The organism is Rhodococcoides kroppenstedtii (genome assembly GCF_900111805.1).
Lineage (GTDB): Bacteria > Actinomycetota > Actinomycetes > Mycobacteriales > Mycobacteriaceae > Rhodococcoides > Rhodococcoides kroppenstedtii.
On sequence record NZ_FOJN01000002.1, the window covers coordinates 154,598 to 176,039 of the forward strand.

A 21,442-nucleotide genomic window follows, 5' to 3' on the forward strand; every position below is an offset into this window, starting at 1 on the left:
CTCGTCAGGCGGCGCTCACCCGTCGGAGGATCGCGACACCCGCAGCGCCACCGGCACGAGAACCACCAGCACCAGCACCGACACCAGGATCGAGTAGATCGTGGGGTGCGTCGACGCCCAGTTGATCGGCTCGCGCACCGCCGGCGAGGGAGACACCGGGTTCCCGAAGGCCTCTCGCGTCGATCTGGCCACCGAGGTGATCGGATTCCACTGCGCGAACACCCGCAGCGGTCCCGGCAGCGTGGACGACGGAATGAACGCCGACGAGATGAACGTGATGGGGAACAGCACGATCATCAGCGCACTCTGGGCGCTCTCGGCCGTCCCGGCCACCAGACCCACCACCGCGCCCAGCCACGACATCGCGAAGCCGAAGAACATGAGGAGCAGGACCGCGCCGAGGGCGTCGACCACCGAGGACCGTATCCGCCAGCCGACGGCGTATCCGGCCGAGATCATGACGGCGATCGAGACCACCGAGACGAGCGTGTCGGACAGCGTGCGACCCAACACGATCGACACGCGCGACATCGGCAGCGAGTGGAAGCGGTCGACGATGCCCTCCTTGCTGTCCGTCGCGAGGCCGATCGCGGTGAAGGCTGCGCTGAACACCACCGTCTGGGTGAAGATGCCGCCCATGAGGAACTCGCGATAGGTCGGTCCGCCGAGGGCGCCGCCGAAGACGTAGGAGAACAACAGCACGAACATCAGCGGTTGCACCGTCGCCCCGAGCAGCAACTGCGGCACCCGCAGGATGGTGAGCAGGTTCCGCTGGGTCATGGTCAGGCAGTCCACGAGAAAACTGCGGACGTTCTGCGGACGCATCGAGGGAATGGTGGGTTCCGACGCCGCCCGGCGGGCATGCCGGGGTTCGGCGCCGGTGGGGACGGGTGTGCGGGGCTCGGCTCGGTGAACGGTCACGTCGGCCTCCCGGACCCGACCGCCTCGACGGCGCCGATCGGTTCGGCGGCCCGGCCGGTGGACTCGAAGAACACGTCGTCGAGGTCCGGGACGTTCATCCGCGCGTCGCGCACGTCCACTCCGGTGCGGTGCAGGCGGGCGAGCACCTCGACCAGCGCCGCGCTGCCGTGCCGACCGTCCACCGTGAACCACCCGTCCGTGACCGTGCTGCGATGGACGCGGAAATTCATGTTGGGCAGCAGGTCCGCGGCCAATCGGAGATCCTCCGGCCGGCTCAGGCGGACGTCGACGGTCGGCGGGCGTACCCGCTCCTTCAGTTCGGTCGGGGTGCCGCGGGCGACGACGACGCCGCGATCGACGACGACGATCGCGTCCGCCAACCGGTCCGCCTCCTCGAGGTACTGCGTGGTGAGCAGGATGGCGGTGCCCTCGGCCTTCAGTTCGGCGACGATGTCCCACATGTCGTTACGGCTCCGCGGATCGAGCCCGGTGGTCGGCTCGTCGAGGATGATCAGCGGCGGGCGCGCGACCACGGCTCCGGCGAGGTCGAGGCGGCGTCGCATGCCGCCCGAATAGGTGGACACCGGCCGTGCCCCGACGTCGTCCAGGCGGAACCTCTCGAGGAGCTGGCGGGCGCGGGCGCGAGCGTCGCGAGCGCTCGCCCCGTAGAGGCGGGCGAGCATGCGGAGGTTCTCGTACCCGGTGAGCTTGTTGTCCACCGCGGCGTACTGGCCGGAGAGCCCGATCAGTCCTCGCACCCGACGGGGATCGCGGACGGCGTCCACTCCCGCGACGGTGACGGTGCCCGCGGTGGGCCGGGACAGCGTGCCGACGATACGGACGGTGGTGGTCTTCCCGGCACCGTTGGGACCGAGCACCGCGGTGACCTCCCCGGCGGCGGCGGTGAGGTCGATCCCGTCGAGCGCACGGTGGGAGCCGCGCCGCGAGGTGTAGTCCTTGACCAGACCCCTCACCTCGACCGCCGCGTCGGAGGACCAGCGCGATTCGACGGCCGTCATCGAGTGCCGACGGTGGCGGATCGGAACCCGCCGAGCCGACGCGCGACCACGGCCAACGCCTCGGCCGATCCCATCGCGTTGTGGGCCGCGTCGACGGGGGTGTCGGTGATGGAGCCCGCGACGTGCGGGCGCCACGCCCACGGACCGAGCCCGGTGTCGGCCCCCGAGGACGAGACGGCCGCCGAGAACACCTGCAGGTCACCGCCGAATCGTCCCGGGGTGTGCGCGTGTCCGAGGTCGACGAACAGCCGGTACCGGGCGTGCAGACGACGCATCCGATCGGCGTCCAGGTGCGCGGTGGGGCCGCCCACGCCGCGGATCAACGCGATCGCGCCCTCGACGTCGAGGTCGTCCGGTACCTCCGCGTCGAGCGGCACGAAGTCGCGGACCAGCGCGGCGACGGTCATCTCGGTACGCGGCATGTCGGCCGGGATCGGATAGGCATCGAGCACGATCAGGTCGACGTCCTCGTCCAGCTTCTCGAACTCCACGGCCATCGCGTGAGCGAGGAGTCCACCGAGGGACCATCCCAGCAATCGATAGGGCCCCGAGGGGAACTCACTGCGCACGACGTTGACGTAGTCGCGGGCCATTTCACCGAGCGAGGCGGGTTCCGGTGCGGGCGTGGCGATGCCGCGCGCCTGCAGTCCCATGACCGGCACCGAGGGATCGAGATGCGGCAGCAGCCCCGCGTAGCTCCAGGACAGGCCCACCGCGGGATGCACGCAGACGAGCGGTGCCACGTCGTCGGCCCCGGACCGCAAGGGCAGCACCACGTCCCACGACGCGCCCGCCGGCGCGGAGCGCGAGGCACGCCGCGGAGCACGGTGGTGGGAACCGGCGGCGGCACCCGGCACCGTCGGCGGCTGGACGGCCGCGGGTGCCGACGGCGGCTGGACGGCCGCGGGTGCCGACGGCGGCTGGACGGCCGCCGAAGCCGGCGGCGGTGCGACGGCCTCCCGCTCCCGGGTGTCGATTCCGTCGTCGAGCACGATCGCCTCCTGTAGTCGAGCGGACAGCGATGCCGGTGTCGCGGCATCGAAGAACCATGTGACGTCCACGGCCTCGGGGTTCACCCGGTCGCCGATCCGGTCGCGCACCAGGTCGAGCACCCGGACCGCGGCCAACGAATTGCCGCCCAGCGCGAAGAAGTCGGCGTCCGCGGGGACGTCGTCCACCCCGAGCACCTCCGCGAACGCGGCCCGGAGCATCGATTCCAGTGCAAGCCCGTCGTCGTCGGACACCGACACCGGCGCCGACACCGGCGCAGGCGTCGGCGCGGGGACGGCCACCGGGACCTCGTCCGATACCGACGTCTCCGGCACCGCCGCACCCACCGCGCGCAGGGCGGCGCGGTCGACCTTGCCGTGGGTGGTCAGCGGCAACCGGTCGTGCAGGACGATGCGGCCGGGCAGGTGCGTGCGGGGCAGCGCGGCGGCCGCGTGGTCCCGGATCGCAGACTCGTCGGCCCCGGGGGCGCAGACGTGGGCGACGAGGAGCGACCCGTCGGCACCGGCCTCCACCAGCACCGCGGCACCGAGGACGGCGGGATGGCCGGTGAGCACGGCCTCGACCTCCGCGGGTTCGATGCGCACGCCGCGAATCTTGGTCTGGGCGTCCGAGCGGCCCAGGATCTCGAGAACGCGCGGCGCGCGGCCGGTGGCGAGCCGGGTCCGCACCAGATCACCGGTGCGGTACATCCGGCTGCCGGGCGGCCCCGCCGGGTCGGCGACGAACCGCGCGGCGGTGGCGGCCGGGCGACCGGGGTAGCCGCGGGCGAGGCCGGCGCCCGCCACGTACAGCTCACCGGTCTCCCCGTCCGTCACCTCGGCCAGGGTGGGCCCGAGAACCCGAGTCCGCGTGCCCGCCACCGGTGTTCCGATGTGCGGGGCGGTACCGGCCTGCTGGACACCCATCGTCGCGGCGACCGTGGTCTCGCTCGGTCCGTAGGCGTTCACCAGGCGGTGCCTCACGGCCCACGTCTCGGCCACGGCGGCGGGCAGGGCCTCGCCGCCGGTGCCCACGGTGCGCACGGTGGGCACCGAGGCGGGCTCGAGCAGGGACAGGGCGGCGGGCGTCAGGAAGACCGTGTCCACCCGTTCCCGCTCGATCACGGCGGCCAGCGCCGACCCGGCGAACGCGTAGGGCGGAGCGACCACCGTCGCGGCGCCGCTGCCCACCGCGAGCAGCAGTTCGAGCACCGCGGCGTCGAAGCCGGGGGACGCGACGTGCAGAACGCGGGAGCGGTGGTCGGTGTCGAACGTGGACCGAAGGGTGGCCGCGAAGCGATCCAGGCCTCGATGCGGCACCGCGACCGGCTTGGGGCGACCGGTGGTGCCCGACGTGTAGATCAGGTACGCGACGTCGTCCGCGCGAGCGGGCCGTGCCGGCACCGTATCGGCGACCGACCCGTCTTCCTCCACGGGTACGCCGGCGGAGTCCAGCGACCACCACGTCACGGAGTCGGGCAACGACACCGCGTCGACCGCTCGGGTCAGACCGAGGACGGGCGAGGCGTCGCCGAGGACGTACTGCAGGCGCTCGCGCGGGTAGGTGGGGTCGACGGGGAGCACGGCTGCGCCGGAGAGCGCCACACCCCAGAACGCGGTGACGGACGCGGCGGACCGGCCCATCGCGACGGCCACCACCTCGCCGGGGCCGGCGCCGGCCGCCCGCAATCGGGCCGCGAGCGCATCGGCGGACGCGAGCAGCTCGGCGTAGGTCCGGCGGCCGTCCGACGCGGAGACCGCCGGCCGGTGCGGCCGGTCCGAGGCGGCGGCGACCAGGAGATCCGCCAGGGTGGAGCCGCGCTCGACGGGCGCGGCCGCGAGCTCGCCCACCGCGGTCTCCGGTGCGGTCGTGCCCCGGGCCAGGACGTCGCGCACCGCGGCGGCCAGGCGACCCGCCGTGGCCGGCAGGAAGAGCTCGCGCGAGAACGTCACCTCGATGTCGGCGCCGCCGTCGCGGCGTGCGGTCACCGTGACGACCAGGTCGAAGGCGGAGAATCGTGGCGCGATCGGGAGGGCCGCGACGGTCTGCTCCCCGAGTTCGACGTGAACGGGAGGCTCGGGCCGTACCGACAGCATGATCTGCACGACGGGGTGACGCGCGGGATGACGTGGGGGATCGAGCGCGGCGACCACGTCGTCGAACGACGTCTCGGCGTGATCGAGCGCGCCGAGGTCGGCGTCGCGGACTGCGTCCACCGTCTCGGCGAACGACGACGTCCGGTCGACGTCGGTGCGCAGGACGACCGTCTCGACGGCCATGCCGACCATCGTCTCCAGACCGGCGGCGTGCCGACCGGCGTGCGGGGTGCCGATCACCACGTCGACGGTGTCGGTGTCGGTGCCGGCGCGGCTCTCCGCCGCGACGACCGCGGCGAGCGCGGCGTGGATCATCATGAACTCCGTGGCGCGGTGCTGCGCGGCGAGCGCCTGTACCGCACGACGGGTCGACGCCGACACCTCGACGCTCACCGACTCCGCGCGCCCCGACGTCCGGTCGGGTCGGGGGAGGTCCGGCCGGACCGGGTGCTCCGGGGCGATGCCCGCCAGGCGCGTCCGCCACCAGTCGAGCGAGGCGGCGGCTCGAGTGGGGTCGAGGGCGGCGCGTCGGGCGAGGAGGTGGTCGATGTACTGGACGGGGGGCCGCGACCACTGCGGCGCAGCGCCGGACATGCCGGCCGCGTAGGCCTGCATCAGATCGCCCGTGAGGGGCGCGACCGATTCGCCGTCCGCGGCGATGTGGTGCACCGCGACGCCCACCACGTGACGGTCGGCCGCCAGGTGGACGATGCACGCGCGGACGACGGGGCCCTCCGCGAGATCGAGGGGACGCTCGCCGAGGTCGGTGAGCGCGGAATGCACCTCGGGACGGTCGGTGGGCGGACCGGACCCGACCTCCACGTCGGACGCGTCGATCACCCGGACGGGGACCTCGACCGACCCCAGCACCCGGTGGGTCGGTACACCGTTCACCGTGGGGTAGACCGTGCGCAGCGACTCGTGACGGGCGACGACGTCGTTCAGCGACGCGATGACGGCGCGGTCGTCGAGCGGACCGGTCACGGCCAACCCGGAGACGATCACGTAGGCGGACGCGGCCGGGGTGCGGTTCGCGAACCACATCGCCAGCTGCGACGACGACAGCGGCACCGACGCCGGTCGGTCGGGCGGATCCAGCACCGGTCGGGGCGCGATCGCGCTGCCGATCCCGACGAGGTCGCCCCGCGCGGCGAGACTCGCCACGGTGGGGTGCTCGAACACGGCGCGCACCGGAACCCGGACACCCGTGCGTTCGGTGAGTGCGGCGGTGAACACGGTCGCGGAGAGCGACGTCCCGCCGAGGGCGAAGAAGTCGTCGTCCACCCCGATCCGGTCTCGGCCGAGCACGGTGGCGAGCACCTCGGCGACGACCTTCTCGTCCGCGGTCCCGGGTGCGCGGTGGGGGGCGGGCGTGTCGAGGGTCTCCGGCATCGGGAGGGCGGCCCGATCCACCTTGCCCACGGGAGTCAGCGGCAGCGCATCCACGGGAACCACCGCGGTGGGCACCATGTGTCGCGGCAGGCCGCGACGGGCGACGGCGATCACCTGCGCGACGTCGATGTCGGCGGCGGATCCACCGGGCGCCGGGTGGACGAAGGACACGAGCACGGTCTCGCCGGCGGGTCCCGGCGCGGTGACGGTGACGGCACCGGCCACGCCGGGCGCGTCGGTGAGGACGGCGTCGATCTCACCCGGTTCGATGCGCTGGCCGCGGATCTTGACCTGGAAGTCGCTGCGACCGGTGATGCGGACGTCGGGTCGGCCGTCCCGGGTCGGTCGCCACACGGCGAGGTCGCCGGTGCGGTACATCCGCGAGCCGGGCGGGCCGTAGGGGTCGGCGACGAACCGCGCGGCGGTGAGAGCGGGACGGTCGAGGTAGCCGCGGGCCAATTGCACCCCGGACAGGTGCAGCTCGCCCTCGGTTCCCGGCGGCACGGGTGCAAGGTCGCGCCCCAGCACGGTCGCTCGCACGCCGGAGACGGGCAGGCCGATGGAGACCTCCGTGCCCGCGAGATGCGGCGCGTGCGAGCAGATGGTGCTCTCGGTGGGGCCGTAGATGTCGACGATCCGGCGTCCGGGTCCCCACTCCGCGAGCAGGTCGGCACCGAAGCCCTCGCCGCCGATGCCCAGCACGGTGGGCCGGCGCACCGGACCGTCGCCGGCGGACAGCGTCGACAGCACGGACGGGGTGAGGAAGGCGTGCGTGACGGCGTGCTCGTCGAGGATCGAGGTCAACTCGTCGCCGCCGACGACCCCGGCGGGGACGATCACCAGGGCGGCGCCGGCCCCGAAGGCGAGGCCCAGTTCCAGCATCGACGCGTCGAAGCTGGGGGAGGCGAACGCGAGGACGCGGGCGGTGGCGTCGGCTCGGTAGGCGCGCACCAGTTCCCGCGTGATGTTGGCGAAGGCGCGTCGGGTGACCTGGACGCCCTTGGGCCGGCCGGTGGTGCCGGAGGTGTAGGTGACGTAGGCAGTGCAGTCCAGGGGCACCGACACGGCACCCCGCGCGGCCGGGACGGCCTCGGCGGACAAGAGCCCCTCGGTGGTGGTCCAGAGGAACCCGTCGCTCGGAACGTCGGCCGGATCCGAGCAGACCGCGTGCAGAGTCTTGCTGTCGCGCACCATGAAGGCTCGGCGGTCCGCGGGGTAGTCGGGGTCGACGGGGACGATGCCGCCGCCGGCGCGGGCGACCGCGAGCACGGCGGCGACCGACTCGGTGGATCGCCGGACCAGGCCGATGACCCGGCTGTCCGCGGAGACACCGTTGTCCAGCAGACGAGCCGCGCCGCGCTGCACCATCGCGTCCAGTTCGGCGTAGGTGGTGCGGCGCGCACCGTCGATCACGGCGATCGCGTCCGGGGTCAGCGCCGCGTGCCGACGTACCAGCGCATCCAGCGTCCACTCGACCCCGACGGGTCGTGGTTCGCGCTCCGGGGACCGCATCGGCACCGTCGCCGCGATCTCGTGCGGCAGCAGGAGCGGCACGCGGCCGACCGGAACCGTCAGGTCGGCGGCCATCGCGTCGACGACGGCGACGACCCGCTCGAGCAGCGCTGTCGCCGTGCCGCGGTCGTAGAGGTCGACGGCGTAGGTGAGGTCCAGACGCAGGGGCGCGCCGGGGGACTCGTCGATCACCAGCTCGAGGTCGTACTTGGCGCGGCCGGCGTCCAGAGGAAACGGCTCGAGAACGACGTCGCCGACGGCCGTGCGCAGGTCGGGGGTGGTGCGCGTGGTGATCATGACGTCGAAGAGCGGGTGTCGGCCCGCCGACCGCGGGGGGTCGACGGCGTCGACGAGCGTCTCGAACGGCAGGTCCGCTCGGGTGAGAGCGTCGAGGTCGGTGGCGCGAACGGCGGCGAGATGCTCACCCAGGGTGCGGTCGCCGGAGGTGGCGGTGCGCAGCACCACCGAGTTGACGAACATGCCCAGGACGCCGTCGAGATCCGCGTGTCCGCGTCCGGCCACGGCGGTGCCCACGGCGACGTCGTCTCCGGCGCCGAGCCCGCGCAGAACGAGAACCAGCGCGGCGTGCACGACCATGAATCGCGAGGTGCCGGTGCGGGAGGTGAGGGCGTCGAGGGCCGCGAGACGCCGGTCCCCGATCGGGGCCGTCACCACGCTGCCGCGGCCGGTCGGCACGAGGGGACGGGGCCGGTCGGCGCCGAGCCCGGACGGCGTCGGCAGATCGGCCACCGTGCGGGTCCACCACGTGAGCAGCATCGAGATGCGGGAGGTGGGATCGTCGATCGACCCGAGTTCCCGTCGCTGCCACGCCGAGGCGTCGGCGTACTGCACGGCCGGGGCCGGCCACGCGGGAGCGGTGCCCACGACGCGCGCGAGGTACGCCGTCGCCAGGTCGGCGGCGAGCACGCCGAGCGACCATCCGTCGACGCAGATGTGGTGTAGCACCACGGCGAGGACGTGTCGGTCGGGCTCCGACCGGACGCGCACGATCCGTGCGCGCAACGGCAGGTCCGTCGCGAGGTCGAAGGGCGTGGCCGTGGCGGGACCCAGGGCCGCGGTCACGTCCGCGGCGCGCTCGACCTCGACACCGTCGACGTCGAGCAGGTCGGTGACCTCGGCGGCGTCTCGCACGACCTGCATCGGCCCGGTCTCGCCGTCGGCGGGAGCGCGGAACACGGTGCGCAGCGATTCGTGCCGCGACACCACGTCCCGCAGCGCCGCCCGCGCCGCGTCGGCATCGAACGGTCCGGTGATCTGCAGGGCCAGCGGAACGTGGTACGTCGACGACGGGTGGAACTGCTCGATCCACCACAGACCACGCTGCGCGGCCGACGCCGGTGTCGGGTCCTCCCGGTCGCCGCGGCGCGGGCCCGGTCGCCGGTCGTCCGCGACGGGCTCGTCGTCGAGCCGACGCGCGAGGCGTTCGACCGTGGCGAGGGTGAAGACGTCGCGGACGCCGACGGTGCGGCCGGCCCGCTCCGTCAGTTGCGCCGCGAGCCGCGTCGCCAGCAGCGAGTTCCCGCCCAGTTCGAAGAAGTGGTCGGTGGCGGCCACGTCGTCGAGGTCCAGGATCTCGCCCACGACCTCCGCGACCAGGATCTCCCGCTCCGTCTCGGGCGGCCTCGTCGCCGCCGTGTCGCGGGCGCGGGGCGCCGGAAGTCGCTTGCGGTCGATCTTGCCGTTCACGCCCAGCGGCATGTGGTCCAGCACCGTCACCCGGTTGGGCAGCATGTAGGGCGGCAGGATCCGGGCCACGGCGTCGAGGACGTCGTCGGGATCGGGGCGCTCGTCACCCGCCGGGCTGACGTAGGCCTCGAGCGTGCGGCGCGTTCCGACGCCGTGAACGATCGCCGCGGAATCCCCGACGTGCGGCGCGGTGCGCAGCGCCTCTTCGATCTCACCGAGTTCGATGCGGAAACCGCGCACCTTGACCTGGTGGTCCCGACGGCCGAGGTGGACCAGGGTGTCGCGTGCGGTGCGCCGCACCAGATCACCGGTGCGGTAGAGACGGGCACCGGGCAGATACGGGTCGGCCACGAACCGCTCGGACGTCAGCGCCGACCGCCCCAGGTAGCCGCGGGCCACCCCGCCGCCGCCGATGTAGAGCTCGCCCACGCATCCGGGCGCGACGGGACGGAGCGCGGCGTCGAGGACCACCGCCCGGACTCCGGGGAACGGCGCGCCCAGCTCGACCTCCCGGCCGGCCTGCAACTCACCGAACGTGACGGCGACCGTGGTCTCCGTCGGCCCGTAGACGTTGACCATGCGGCGACCGGGACTCCACTCGTCCACCAGGCTGCCCGGTACGGCGTCGCCGCCGACCCCGACGGCCGTCAGCACTCGCTGATCGGTCATCGGCACGGTGGCCAGGGCCGACGGCGTGACGAAACCGGCGTCGACGTGGCCGGACCGCAGGACGTCGGCCAGTTCCGTGCCGCCGTGGACACCCGGGGGCACCACCACGAGGGTGCCGCCGGAGCCGAAGGCGAGGACCAGCTCGAGCACGGACGCGTCGAAGCCGGGGGAGACGAAGTGCATGACCCGTCGACCGGGTCGCAGACCGTGCGCGGCGATCGCCGCGGTCGCCATGGCGGCGAGCCCGCGATGCGTCACGCCGACACCCTTGGGGGTGCCGGTACTTCCGGAGGTGTAGACGACGTAGGCCAGATGGTCCGGGCCCGGCCGCGTGGCGTCCGACAGGTCCGGTGCGGGCCCGGCCGGGGTCGGGCCCGCGGGAACGGTCACCCATTGCACTCCGGAAGGCAGCTCGTCCACGAGGTCGGGCGAGGTGATGCCCACCGCGGCGCCGCAGTCGGCGACGATGGTGGCGATGCGCTCGGCGGGCAGCGCGGGATCGACCGGAACGTGGACCCCGCCGGACCGGGCGACGGCGTGCACCGCGGTCACGGACAGGTGCGACCGCGGCAGGACCGACACCACCGGGACGTCGGGACCGACGCCCAGATCGAGCAGTGTGCGGGCCAGCGCATCCGATCGTCGGCGCAGCTCGTGGCGGGTCAGCGAGACCCGGCCGTCGACGATGGCGAGACCACGCGCGTCCACCGTGTCGGCGCGGGAGAGCAGATCGGCGAACGTGGCGAACGCGGGCGGTACCGCCCGCGGCGCCGTCCACGCGAGGGCGACGGGCTCTCCGTCGCCGAGCATGGGCAGGGAGCGCACCTCGGTCCCGGCGTCGCTCGTGCAGAAGTCCACCAGGAATCGCGCGAACCGCTCGCTGTGCAGCACCAGGTCGTCCGCCGTGTACAGCGCCGGGTTCGCCTCGAGGTCGACGCGGAGCCGTCCGGTGGCGCGGTTCTCGTGGACGGTGACCGCGATGTCGGCCGTCGGCCCGGACGTGAGCAGATCGAGATCGGCCGGCACGTCCCCGAGGACGATGCGCTCGCCGAACAGCATGAGGTTGATGGTGGGTCCGAGAGTCACTCCGGTGAGGCCGAGCAGTTCGGCGATCTCCGAGGCGGGGAGCAACTGGTGTCGCAGGGCGCCGCTGACCCGGTGTCCCGTCTCGGTGATCACCTCGCCCACGGTGCGACCGCCGCCGCACGTCACCCCGACGGGCACCGCGTTGGCGGTCATGCATGCCGACTCGCGCATCCACGACGTCACCCGCGCCGCCATCGGCAGGGTGACCACGACGTCCGCGGAGTCCGTCGCGCGCGACAGGAACGCGGCGAACGCCGCCGTCACGACCACGCCGAGCGTGGTGGAGAAACGACCCACGGCGTCGCGGACCGCGCGATCGGCCGCCGTGCCCAGAAGTGTGTCGCACCGGTGGTTGTACGCCGACGGCGGCGCGGTGCGCCCCGCGAGGGACACCGGGTCGCCCAGGGTGGGTCCGACACCGGCCCAGTACGCCCGGTCCTTGGTGTACCGCGGCGAGGACCGGTAGGCCCGCTCGGCCTCGACGAACGCGCGGGGATGGCGGGCGCGGGACGGCGGCGGAGTGCGGCCCTCGAGCAGGGCGTTGTAGACCTCGGCCGTGCGCGCGGCGGCCACGGTGGCGCCGTACCCGTCGATGGCGACGTGATGACCACGGGCGTACCAGTAGTGATGGTCCGGGCCGAGAGTGATGATCGCCGTGTAGCCCAGCGATTCGGTGTACATGTCCACGGGCCGGGTGAACTCGGTCATCAGGTCCGCCGCCGCCTCGGCGGGGTCGGGCTCGTCGCGGACGTCGATGTGGTCGAGGTCCATGTCCATAACCGCGCGATCGAGGCGCTGACGCACCGTGGGCGCGGACGGACTCGTGCCGTCGTCGCCGGGTGCGTCGTCGTCGGTGACGAGTGTGGTGAGCATCGACCCCGTGTCGACGGTGGCGATGCGCATGGCCCGCTCGAGCAGTTCGATGTCGACGGCGCCGCGGATCTCCATGTAGTGCGCGACGGCGAAAGTGACGTCGGGGTTGAGTTCCTGCAGCAACCACATGTCGCGCTGGGCCGTCGTGAGGTCGAAGGTCTCCTCGAACTCCGCACCGGGCTCGTCGGGCCACTCGCTCGGCGCGCGGTCGACTCCCGGCCCACCCTCCGTCATCGACTTCCCCCCGGCACTCGCGATCGACACAGCGCGGCGGGCGCGCTGCGAACCTCACGCTAACAAACCGGAAGACTGCTTCGAGGGCTATGAGACCGTCCCGGAGTTCGGTCTGTGAGGTATCCCAGAACGAATGGCCCGGAACGAGACTCGTATGTTCAGGAGGGCGACGGTGCGGACAGGGCCTCGTCCGCCAGGGTCATCGTGGCGATCAACAATGCGGAGACGGCGTCCGGCTCGGTGAGGAACCCGTCGTGGCCGTCGCGCGACTCGATGATGCGCAGCCCGTCACAGGACGGAATCAGGTCGGCGATCTCCTGCTGCTGACGGAGCGGGTAGAGCCGGTCGGAGTCGACGCCGGCCACCACGACCGGAAGGCGCACGGACCGCAGCGCGGCCTCCACTCCGCCGCGCCCGCGGCCGACGTCGTGACGGTTCATGGCCTCGCTCAGCACCGTGTAGCTGCCGGCGTCGAATCGGCGAACCAGCTTGGCGGCCTGATGCTCGAGGTAGCTCTGCACCGCGTAGCGGCCCCCGTCGTACGCGTCCTCGTTGCTCTGGGAGGCGTTGCCGAACCGCGTGTCGAGTTCGTGTTCCGTCCGGTAGGTCAGGTGGGCGATGCGCCGCGCGATCGCGAGCCCGTGCTCGGGCGCGGTACCCGCGGCGAGGTAGTCGCCACCGTGCCAGTCGCGGTCTCCGGTGATCGCGGCGATCTGGGTGGTCTGGGTGCCGATCTGGTCCGCCGAGGCGCGGGCGCCGACGGCGAGCACGAGTGCGGAGGCGACACGGTCCGGGTGCCCCACCACCCATTCGAGCGTCCGCATTCCGCCCATCGAGCCGCCGACCACGGCGGCGAAACGGTCGACGCCGACGGCGTCCGCGAAGAGCCTCTCCGCCTCGACCTGGTCGCGGATGGAGATCGCAGGGAAGCGGGAACCCCAGAACCCGCCGTCGGGATGGGGGGACGACGGACCGGTACTGCCCGAGCACCCGCCCAGAACGTTGGTGGCGACGACGCACCACCGGTCGGTGTCCAACGGCGCGCCCGGACCGACCATTCCGGTCCACCAGCCGGGGGACAGGTGGCCGTCTCCGGCCGGCCCGGTGACGTGGGAGTCGCCGGTCAGTGCGTGCTCGACCAGGACGACGTTGGACCGGTCGGCGTTCGTCTCGCCCCAACGCTGGACGGCGAGAACGACATCGGGGATCACGGCCCCGCTTTCGAGGACGACGTCGCCGACGGGCACGAGACCCACCTGCCCGTCCGGCGGCGGCAGGGTCGCCGCCGGACGAGCGGGTGATCGAACATCGAGTGTCAAGAGGCGGCCCGGAAACCCTTCTCCAGATCGGCGAGGATGTCGTCCAGTCCCTCGATGCCCACGGCCAGGCGAACCAGGCCGGGCGTGACGCCGGACGCCAGCTGCTCCTCCGGAGTCAGCTGCGAGTGCGTCGTCGACGCCGGATGGATCACGAGGGAACGCACGTCACCGATGTTAGCGACATGACTGTGCAGTTCCAGCGCGTCGACGAAGCGCTTGCCCGCGTCGATCCCGCCGGCCAGTTCGAACGCCACGATGGCGCCGGCGCCGCGCGGGGCCAGTTCGCGACCCCGCTGGTACCAGGGGGACGACTCCAGGCCGGCGTAGGCGACGGACGTCACCTCCGAGCGGCCCTCCAGGAACGTCGCGACGGCGGTCGCGTTCTGCACGTGCCGTTCCAGCCGGAGGCTCAGCGTCTCGATGCCCTGTCCGATGAGGAAGGCGTTGAAGGGCGAGACGGCCGCACCGAGGTCGCGGAGCAACTGCACGCGCGCCTTGAGGGCGTACGCCGGTGCGCCCAGGTCGGCGAAGACCACCCCGTGGTAGCTGGGGTCCGGCGTCGTGAAGTTCGCGAACCGGCCCTGCGTCCAGTCGAAGGTGCCGCCGTCTACGATCACGCCGGCGATGGCGGTCCCGTGACCGCCGAGGTACTTCGTCGCCGAATGGACGACGATGTCCGCGCCGTGCTTCAGCGGCTGGATGAGGTACGGGGTCGCGACGGTGTTGTCGACGATCAGCGGAATGCCGTGCCGGTGCGCGACCTCGGAGACGCCGGGGATGTCGAAGATGTCGTTCTTCGGGTTCGAGATGGTCTCCCCGTAGAACGCCTTGGTCTCCGGGCGGACCTCGCGTTCCCACGAGGCGGGATCGTCCGGATCCTCGACGAAGGAGACGGTGATGCCCAGCTTCGGCAGGGTGTAGTGGAAGAGGTTGTAGGTGCCGCCGTAGAGGCGGGGGCTCGACACCACGTGGTCACCGGACTCGGCGATGTTGAGGATCGCGAGGGATTCCGCGGCCTGACCCGAGGACACGAGCAGCGCCGCGACACCGCCCTCGAGGGACGCGATGCGCTGTTCGACGACGTCCTGCGTCGGGTTCATGATGCGGGTGTAGATGTTGCCGGGCTCGGCCAGTCCGAACAGCGACGCGGCGTGGTCGGTGCTGTCGAAGGTGTACGACGTGGTCTGGTAGATCGGCAGGGCCCGGGCGTGAGTGGTGACGTCGGGGACCTGGCCGACGTGGACCTGCTTGGTCTCGAAGCTCCAGTTCAGCGCCGGATCCTCGACGGGGGCGCCGGTGGCGTCGACGACGTCGGAACCGGTGGCATCGGGAGTCTGGTCGGTCATGTGTTCTCGTGCTCCTCGTGAAGGACGTACGGGGTGGCGACTCGCCTCGGCGGACACCGCGGCCGCGGGGCGAATCGGGCACCCGTGAGCAGACCGCGGAGGCGAACCGAATTCGTGGGAACGAAGGGTCGGGGCCTATCGCGGGCTACGACACATGGGAGTACCTCCGAGAGGCCACCGTGTTCGGTGGCCGGTCGCGGACCGGCGGTGCCGGCCCTTGTCGGTGGGCCCGAGAACACGGACCCGCGCTTGCCATCGACGTCCCGCGCGTGGTGCGCGGAGTCGAGTAACCCGGTCATCACCCGGGGCACCCCACCGCGGTTGGAGGGTTGCCGGCCAGCTAGCCGGGGCTGACAGCTGGCGCTCATGACCTTGCCGGAAATCCTAGCGTGTACGCCTGCGCTGTGGACGCACGCACCCCGGGTCCGCCGGGTGTGCCATCTCACGGTCTTTCGACTGGCGAACGACCGGCGCCGGCGAGCAGACTGATCCCTTCGGGCGTCGCCCGTTGCGTCAGGACGCTCTGAATCGATCCAGTACCGATGATCACTCACCACCACCTCCGTCGCGAAGGACCGCTGCCATGACACCCCCCTCCGTCGCCGTGCTGGCGGCCGACGCGCTCCCGGTCACCGACGTGGAGGTCGCGCGCTCCCGGCGGCGTCGACGCACCGGTGCGATGCTGGCGTTGGCGCTCGGCGGGTTCGGCATCGGGACGACGGAGTTCGTGTCGATGGGCCTGCTTCCCGAGATGGCCGGAAGCATGGCGGTGTCGGAACCGACGGCGGGCCACGTGATCTCCGCCTACGCGCTCGGCGTGGTCGTCGGAGCGCCGGTCATCGCCGCGCTGGCCGCGCGGGTGCCGCGCCGGCTGCTGCTGCTCGCGCTGATGGTGGGCTTCACCGCGGGCAATCTGGGCACGGTGTTCGCGCCGAGCTTCCACGAACTGATGGCGTCCCGGTTCGTCGCGGGACTGCCCCACGGCGCCTATTTCGGTGTGGCCGCCCTGGTGGCCGCGCACCTGGCGGAGCCGGGCAAGCGCGCGCGGTCCGTCGCTCTGGTGATGATGGGGCTGTCGGTGGCCAACGTCGTGGGAGTGCCCGCGGCGACGTGGATGGGCCAGGCCGTCGGGTGGCGCAGTGCGTTCGCCGTCGTCGCCGTCATCGGCGCGCTCACCGTGGCCGCGCTCGCCGTGTGGCTGCCGCGGCTCGACGCGCTCCCGACCACCGACACCCGCACCGAACTCGGCGCGTTTCGCCGCCCGCAGGTGCTCCTGACGCTGCTGGTGGGGATGGTCGGCTTCGGCGGCATGTTCGCCGTCTACACCTACATCGCGACGACGTTGACCGACGTGACCGGTCTCAGCAAGGCCGCGGTGCCCCTGGGGCTCGCGATCTACGGGCTCGGCATGGTGGTGGGCAACTACGTCGGCGGGTGGTTGGCCGACCGCATGCTCGTGCGCGGGCTGTTCGTCGCCATGACGGCGGTGGCGGTCGTGCTCGCCGGCTTCGTCGTCGCGGCGCACCACCCGGTGTCGGCGCTGATCACGGTGTTCCTCATCGCCGCGGCCGGATCGTCGATCGTGCCGGGCCTGCAGACGCGGCTGATGGACGTGGCGGCCGACGCGCAGACGCTGGCGGCGTCGATGAACCACGCGGCCTTCAATTTCGCCAACGCCCTCGGTGCGGCGCTGGGCGGCGCAGTCATCTCCGCGGGGTTGGGCTACACCGCTCCCGCCGCGGTCGGCGCGGGTCTCGCGGTGGCAGGTCTGGTGGTGCTGAGCGTGTCGGTGGCGCTGGACAAGCGCGCCCGACCGAGCGAGATCGCATCGCCCGCCGGGGTGTCGATCGACGCCCGATAGCCTCGTCGCCGTGTCTCGCACCGTCACCACCGTCAACGTCAACGGCGTTCGCGCCGCCGTCCGTAAGGGCATGCTCGACTGGCTCGCGACCTCGTCCGCGGACGTGGTGTGCCTGCAGGAGACCCGCGCGACGGATGCGGAACTCCGCGCCTGCCTCGACGGCATCGCCGACGCCTGGTCCATCGTGTCGGCCGAGCCGTCGGCCAAGGGCCGCAACGGCGTCGCGATTCTCTCCCGCGTTCCGTCCGTGTCCTCTCGGATCGGCTTCGACGAGGAGTTCGCGGAGTCGGGTCGGTATCTCGAGGCCCGGTTCGCGGCCACCGACGTCGATCCGGCGCTGACCGTCGCCAGCCTCTATCTCCCGTCGGGCGAGGTGAACACCGAGCGGCAGGACGTGAAGGAGCGCTTCATGGCGTCGTTCGAGCACCATCTGGCCGACCTCGCGGCGTCGGGCGAGCAGGTGATCGTCGGCGGGGACTGGAACATCGCCCACACCGAGCGGGACCTGAAGAACTGGAAGGGCAACCGCACCAAGTCGGGATTCCTGCCGTCGGAGCGGGCGTGGCTCGACGCCCTGGTCGGGGACGGGGGAGCGTGGGTCGACGTGGTGCGCGCACTGCACCCCGAGGTGGACGGTCCGTACAGCTGGTGGTCTTACCGCGGCAAGGCGTTCGACAACGACGCCGGATGGCGCATCGACTACCAGATGTGCACGACGGCACTCGCCGAGCGAGCGGAGGAGGCGACGGTCGAACGCGCCGAGTCCTACGACGCGCGGTGGTCCGACCACGCCCCGGTGACCGTCGTCTACCGCTGACCGGCGTCTCGCCGACTCGGCCGTCTGATTGAATCTGTAGATCATGACCACCGCACCCGGGACCGACGCCCCCACCCGGAAGGACCGTGTCCTGTCGGGCATTCAGCCCACGGCGGACTCGTTCCACCTGGGCAACTACCTCGGCGCCGTTCGTCAGTGGGTGGACCTGCAGGACGAGTACGAGGCGTTCTACTTCATTCCCGATCTGCACGCGATCACAGTGCCGCAGGACCCCAAGGAACTCAGGGCCCGGACCCGGCGGGCGGCGGCGCAGCTTCTCGCGGTGGGCATCGATCCGACGCGGTCCACGCTGTTCGTGCAGTCGCACGTGCCCGAGCACGCGCAGCTCGCGTGGGTCCTCAACTGTCTCACCGGCTTCGGCGAGGCCGGCCGGATGACGCAGTTCAAGGACAAGTCGGCGCGACAGGGCAGCGACCACACCTCGGTGGGGCTGTTCACGTACCCGGTCCTGCAGGCGGCCGACATCCTGCTCTACCGCCCGCAACGGGTCCCGGTCGGCGAGGATCAGCGTCAGCACCTCGAACTCACGCGAGATCTGGCGCAGCGCTTCAACTCTCGGTACAAGAAGACGTTCGTCGTGCCCGAGGCGCACATCGTCACCGGCATCGCGAAGATCTACGACCTGCAGGAACCCACCGCCAAGATGAGCAAGTCCGGTGCCACGCCGGCGGGTCGCATCGAGATTCTGGACGATCCCGCGGTGTCCGCCAAGCGCATTCGGTCGGCGCTCACCGACACCGAGCGCGACATCGTGTACGACGTGGCGCGCAAGCCCGGGGTCAGCAATCTGCTGGTGATCCAGTCCGCCCTCACCGGCACCCCGATCCCGACGCTCGTGGACGGGTACGTCGGCAAGGGATACGGGGATCTCAAGTCCGACACGGCGGATGCGGTGGCGGAGTTCGTCGCCCCGGTCCGTCGGGCGTTCGACGAGTACATGACCGATCCGGACGAGCTGGACCGCATTCTGGCGGTCGGCGCGGAGCGGGCGCGGGAGATCGCTGCGAGGACCTTGGCGCAGGTGTACGACAGAGTGGGATTCCTACCACCGAGAGGCTGACCCATGCCCGACGTTGCGGCGATCGTCGAACGACGACGAGCGGAGTGGCCCTGGTTCGATCATCTCGCCCGCGCCGGCGCGGTGTACCAGAAGCAGAAGGGCGACTACTACGCCGCGGGCATCACGTACTTCAGTGTGCTGTCGTTGTTCCCGTTGCTCATGGTGGCGTTCGCGGTGGTGGGCTTCGTCCTGAGCGCGCGGCCCGATCTGCTGGCGGAACTGCAGTCGCAAATCGCGGAGAACGTGCCGGGAAGCTTCGGTGGGACCATCAACGATCTCGTGGCGGCGGCCGTCGAGTCGCGGACGAGCGTGGGGGTGCTGGGTCTGCTGGGCGCGCTCTACGCGGGCCTGGGCTGGACCGCGAACCTGCGGGACGCGCTCACGGCCATGTGGGAAACCCAGCACCACAACGGATCGTTCCTGGGCACCAAGATTCGCGATCTGGGGGCCCTGCTGGGACTCGGACTCGCCCTGGTGGTCTCGCTGGGCCTGTCGGCGGTCGCGAGTGGCTCCGTCGTCCCGGCGTTGTTGACGGCGGTCGGTCTCGATCACGTTCCGGGCGTGGGGGTCGCCGTGCAGATCGTGTCGATCCTGCTGGCCGTGGCGGCCACGTGGGCGCTGTTCGCGTGGGTGATCGCCCGGCTGCCGCGGGAGCCGGTCACGGTGCGCAGCGCCGCGCGGGCGGCGCTGATGGCGGCAGTGGTGTTCGAGGTGTTCAAGCAACTCGGCGCGGTGTACCTGGAGTCGGTGACGTCCGGACCGGCCGGGGTGACGTTCGGTCCGATCATCGGCATTCTGGTGTTCGCCTTCTTCACCTCGCGCTTCCTGCTGTTCTCGACGGCGTGGGCCGCCACCAGTCGGGACAATCGGATCTCGGCACCCACGCCGGTGCCGGAGGGGGCCGTCATCGCGCCCACCGTCGTCGTCCGTGAGGGTGTCTCGCCGGTCGGCGTCGCGGCCGTGGTCGGCGCCGCCGTCGTGGCCGTGCTCGGCCTGGGACGGCGGCGACGCTGATCGTTCAGCGCCGGGAGAGCCTGCGCGCCAGCAGGATCAGGCCGAGGACGACGATGCCCCCGACGACTCCCACTCCGATGCGGACCGCGCCGTCGGCGGAGTCGTCGACGCCCGGATAGGCGCCTCCGGACGGTGCGGCGAGGGCGCTGTCGGCATTGCCGACGTCGGCCGAATCCGGTTCCGCCATCCGGGTGAACGACGGTTCGTCGGTCTCGTTCCGTGTAACTCCTGTGGCCCCGTCCAGGGTGCCGATCGTCGCATCCGGTTGGGCGAAGCCGAAGTCGAGCAATCGGGCGGCTTGCTCCCACGGACGGATCGGCAGGACATCGGCCGCCATGAGGGACACCACGAGGCGCCGCCCGTCCCGTTCCGCGGCGCCGACGAACGTCTGGCGGGCGTCGTCGGTGTAGCCGTTCTTCCCGCCGAGCGTGCCCGGGTAGCGGAACAGCAGAGCGTTGTCGCTGGCCAGGGTGAAACCGGGACGGTCCTCGTTCAGCGGCAGGACGGGATTCACCGGGACACCCGGCTGATCGGGACGCGACGGATTGTCCGGCTTCGAGGGGTCCTTCGGGTACCCGGGGAACGGAACCTCCTCCGCAGCAGCAAGTTCCGCGAAGCGTGGATCCTCCATGGCGGCGCGGAAAATGACGGCGAGATCGTACGCGGAGCTCGCCATCCCTGGCCCGTCCAGTCCCGACGGGGTCGCGGTCCTGGTGTCCAGAGCGCCCAGTTCACGAGCGCGAGCGTTCATGGCCTCGACGGCGCGCTCGGTGCCGCCGAGCTGTCCGGCGATCGCGTGAGCAGCATCGTTGCCGGACGCCATCACCAGCCCCTGGAGCAACTGCCGCACGGTGTACACGCCGCCCATGCCCAGCCCGACGGCGCTGCCCTCGGTGGCGGCGTCCTCGGCGGTCGCCGTCACGCGCGTGTCGAGGTCCAGGGAATCGAGCGCGACGAGCGCGAGGAGCACCTTGATGGTGCTCGCCGGCCGGTAGCGGCCGTGCGGGTCCTTGGCGGCGATGACCGCCCCGGTGTCGAGGTCCGAGACCGTCCAGGCGGTCGCCGAGATGTCGGCGGGGACGGGCGGGGCGCCGTCGGCCACGATCACGCCGCAGGCGCCGAGCTCGTCGCCGCCGACGGGTGCGTCGGGCACGGGAACCGGTACGGGTGCGGTCGATCCGGCAACCGGCACCTCCGACGCATCGATGGCCGGGGGCGGCGTCTCGCGGTGCGGGCACGAGTCGGTGCTGGGGGTCGCGAACAGTGTGGTGGTCGGCGGGGCCACCGGTTGAGCTGCTGCCGGCTGGGCTGCCGCCGGTGTGCCGAGCGCCAGGAGTGCGCCGACCGCGAGTGCCGCGGTCAGCCGTCGATACGTGGTCATCGCCGTCGAGCGTAGGTGCCGGTCCGGAGGGTCCTGGGGAGGTGGTGCGGTCAGGTTTCGTGCGTACGTGTCATGGACCGTGTCGGTGGGTGGCGGTACACTCGAACATACGAGCGACTGGGGG

General features: G+C 72.0%; 10 protein-coding genes and 1 riboswitch. Of the genes, 4 read left to right on the plus strand and 6 right to left on the minus strand.

Translation table 11 applies throughout. The features are described from left to right. Positions 1-15: 15 nt before the first annotated feature. The 5 genes from BMZ18_RS02920 to BMZ18_RS02940 form a co-directional block, all read right to left on the minus strand. Positions 16-921: an ABC transporter permease gene (locus BMZ18_RS02920; RefSeq protein WP_244516394.1), complete on the minus strand. Its 906-nt coding sequence runs from the start codon at positions 919-921 to the stop codon at positions 16-18. Then, on the minus strand, positions 918-1,940 hold the full coding sequence (locus BMZ18_RS02925) for an ATP-binding cassette domain-containing protein (protein ID WP_068102096.1): 1,023 nt from the start codon (positions 1,938-1,940) through the stop codon (positions 918-920). Before BMZ18_RS02925 ends, BMZ18_RS02920 begins: the two co-directional genes overlap by 4 nt. Then, positions 1,937-12,499 (minus strand): non-ribosomal peptide synthetase, encoded by a 10,563-nt coding sequence (locus BMZ18_RS02930; RefSeq protein ID WP_074921759.1) that lies wholly within the window; start codon positions 12,497-12,499, stop codon positions 1,937-1,939. Before BMZ18_RS02930 ends, BMZ18_RS02925 begins: the two co-directional genes overlap by 4 nt. Positions 12,500-12,657: 158 nt before the next feature. Then, on the minus strand, positions 12,658-13,818 hold the full coding sequence (gene metX / locus BMZ18_RS02935) for a homoserine O-acetyltransferase MetX (protein ID WP_082895055.1): 1,161 nt from the start codon (positions 13,816-13,818) through the stop codon (positions 12,658-12,660). Next, a complete protein-coding gene (locus BMZ18_RS02940; protein WP_074921760.1) occupies positions 13,815-15,164 on the minus strand; it encodes a bifunctional o-acetylhomoserine/o-acetylserine sulfhydrylase in 1,350 nt (449 codons plus the stop codon). Before BMZ18_RS02940 ends, metX begins: the two co-directional genes overlap by 4 nt. A gap of 240 nt (positions 15,165-15,404) precedes the next feature. Further along, a riboswitch (SAM riboswitch) is annotated at positions 15,405-15,536 on the minus strand. Between the two features lie 307 nt (positions 15,537-15,843). On the opposite strand from BMZ18_RS02940, the gene BMZ18_RS02945 reads away from it, so the two are divergent. Genes BMZ18_RS02945 through yhjD form a run of 4 tightly spaced genes read left to right on the plus strand, consistent with a single transcriptional unit; the run spans position 15,844 to position 19,937 of the window. Next, a complete protein-coding gene (locus BMZ18_RS02945; RefSeq protein ID WP_082895058.1) occupies positions 15,844-17,025 on the plus strand; it encodes an MFS transporter in 1,182 nt (393 codons plus the stop codon). 10 nt (positions 17,026-17,035) lie between these two features. After that, positions 17,036-17,842 carry an exodeoxyribonuclease III gene (locus BMZ18_RS02950; RefSeq protein WP_068363728.1) on the plus strand — a complete coding sequence of 269 codons (807 nt, stop codon included), beginning with the start codon at positions 17,036-17,038 and terminating at the stop codon, positions 17,840-17,842. Positions 17,843-17,885: 43 nt separating this feature from the next. After that, complete coding sequence (gene trpS, locus BMZ18_RS02955; RefSeq protein WP_068363731.1) at positions 17,886-18,923, plus strand: tryptophan--tRNA ligase; 1,038 nt, start codon at positions 17,886-17,888, stop codon at positions 18,921-18,923. Positions 18,924-18,926: 3 nt separating this feature from the next. Beyond that, positions 18,927-19,937: an inner membrane protein YhjD gene (gene yhjD / locus BMZ18_RS02960; protein WP_068363734.1), complete on the plus strand. Its 1,011-nt coding sequence runs from the start codon at positions 18,927-18,929 to the stop codon at positions 19,935-19,937. 4 nt (positions 19,938-19,941) lie between these two features. Here yhjD and BMZ18_RS02965 read toward each other — a convergent pair whose 3' ends face one another. Further along, a complete protein-coding gene (locus tag BMZ18_RS02965) occupies positions 19,942-21,318 on the minus strand; it encodes a D-alanyl-D-alanine carboxypeptidase family protein (protein ID WP_068363737.1) in 1,377 nt (458 codons plus the stop codon). Positions 21,319-21,442: the final 124 nt, after the last annotated feature.

What these genes read in the sequence shown, in the direction of transcription:
- BMZ18_RS02940 (WP_074921760.1), bottom strand. Translation starts at nt 15,164, where the DNA reads ATGACCGACCAGACTCCCGATGCCACCGGTTCCGACGTCGTCGACGCC.
- BMZ18_RS02930 (WP_074921759.1), bottom strand. Translation starts at nt 12,499, where the DNA reads ATGACGGAGGGTGGGCCGGGAGTCGACCGCGCGCCGAGCGAGTGGCCC.
- BMZ18_RS02965 (WP_068363737.1), bottom strand. Translation starts at nt 21,318, where the DNA reads ATGACCACGTATCGACGGCTGACCGCGGCACTCGCGGTCGGCGCACTC.
- BMZ18_RS02925 (WP_068102096.1), bottom strand. Translation starts at nt 1,940, where the DNA reads ATGACGGCCGTCGAATCGCGCTGGTCCTCCGACGCGGCGGTCGAGGTG.
- trpS (WP_068363731.1), top strand. Translation starts at nt 17,886, where the DNA reads ATGACCACCGCACCCGGGACCGACGCCCCCACCCGGAAGGACCGTGTC.
- yhjD (WP_068363734.1), top strand. Translation starts at nt 18,927, where the DNA reads ATGCCCGACGTTGCGGCGATCGTCGAACGACGACGAGCGGAGTGGCCC.
- BMZ18_RS02945 (WP_082895058.1), top strand. Translation starts at nt 15,844, where the DNA reads ATGCTGGCGTTGGCGCTCGGCGGGTTCGGCATCGGGACGACGGAGTTC.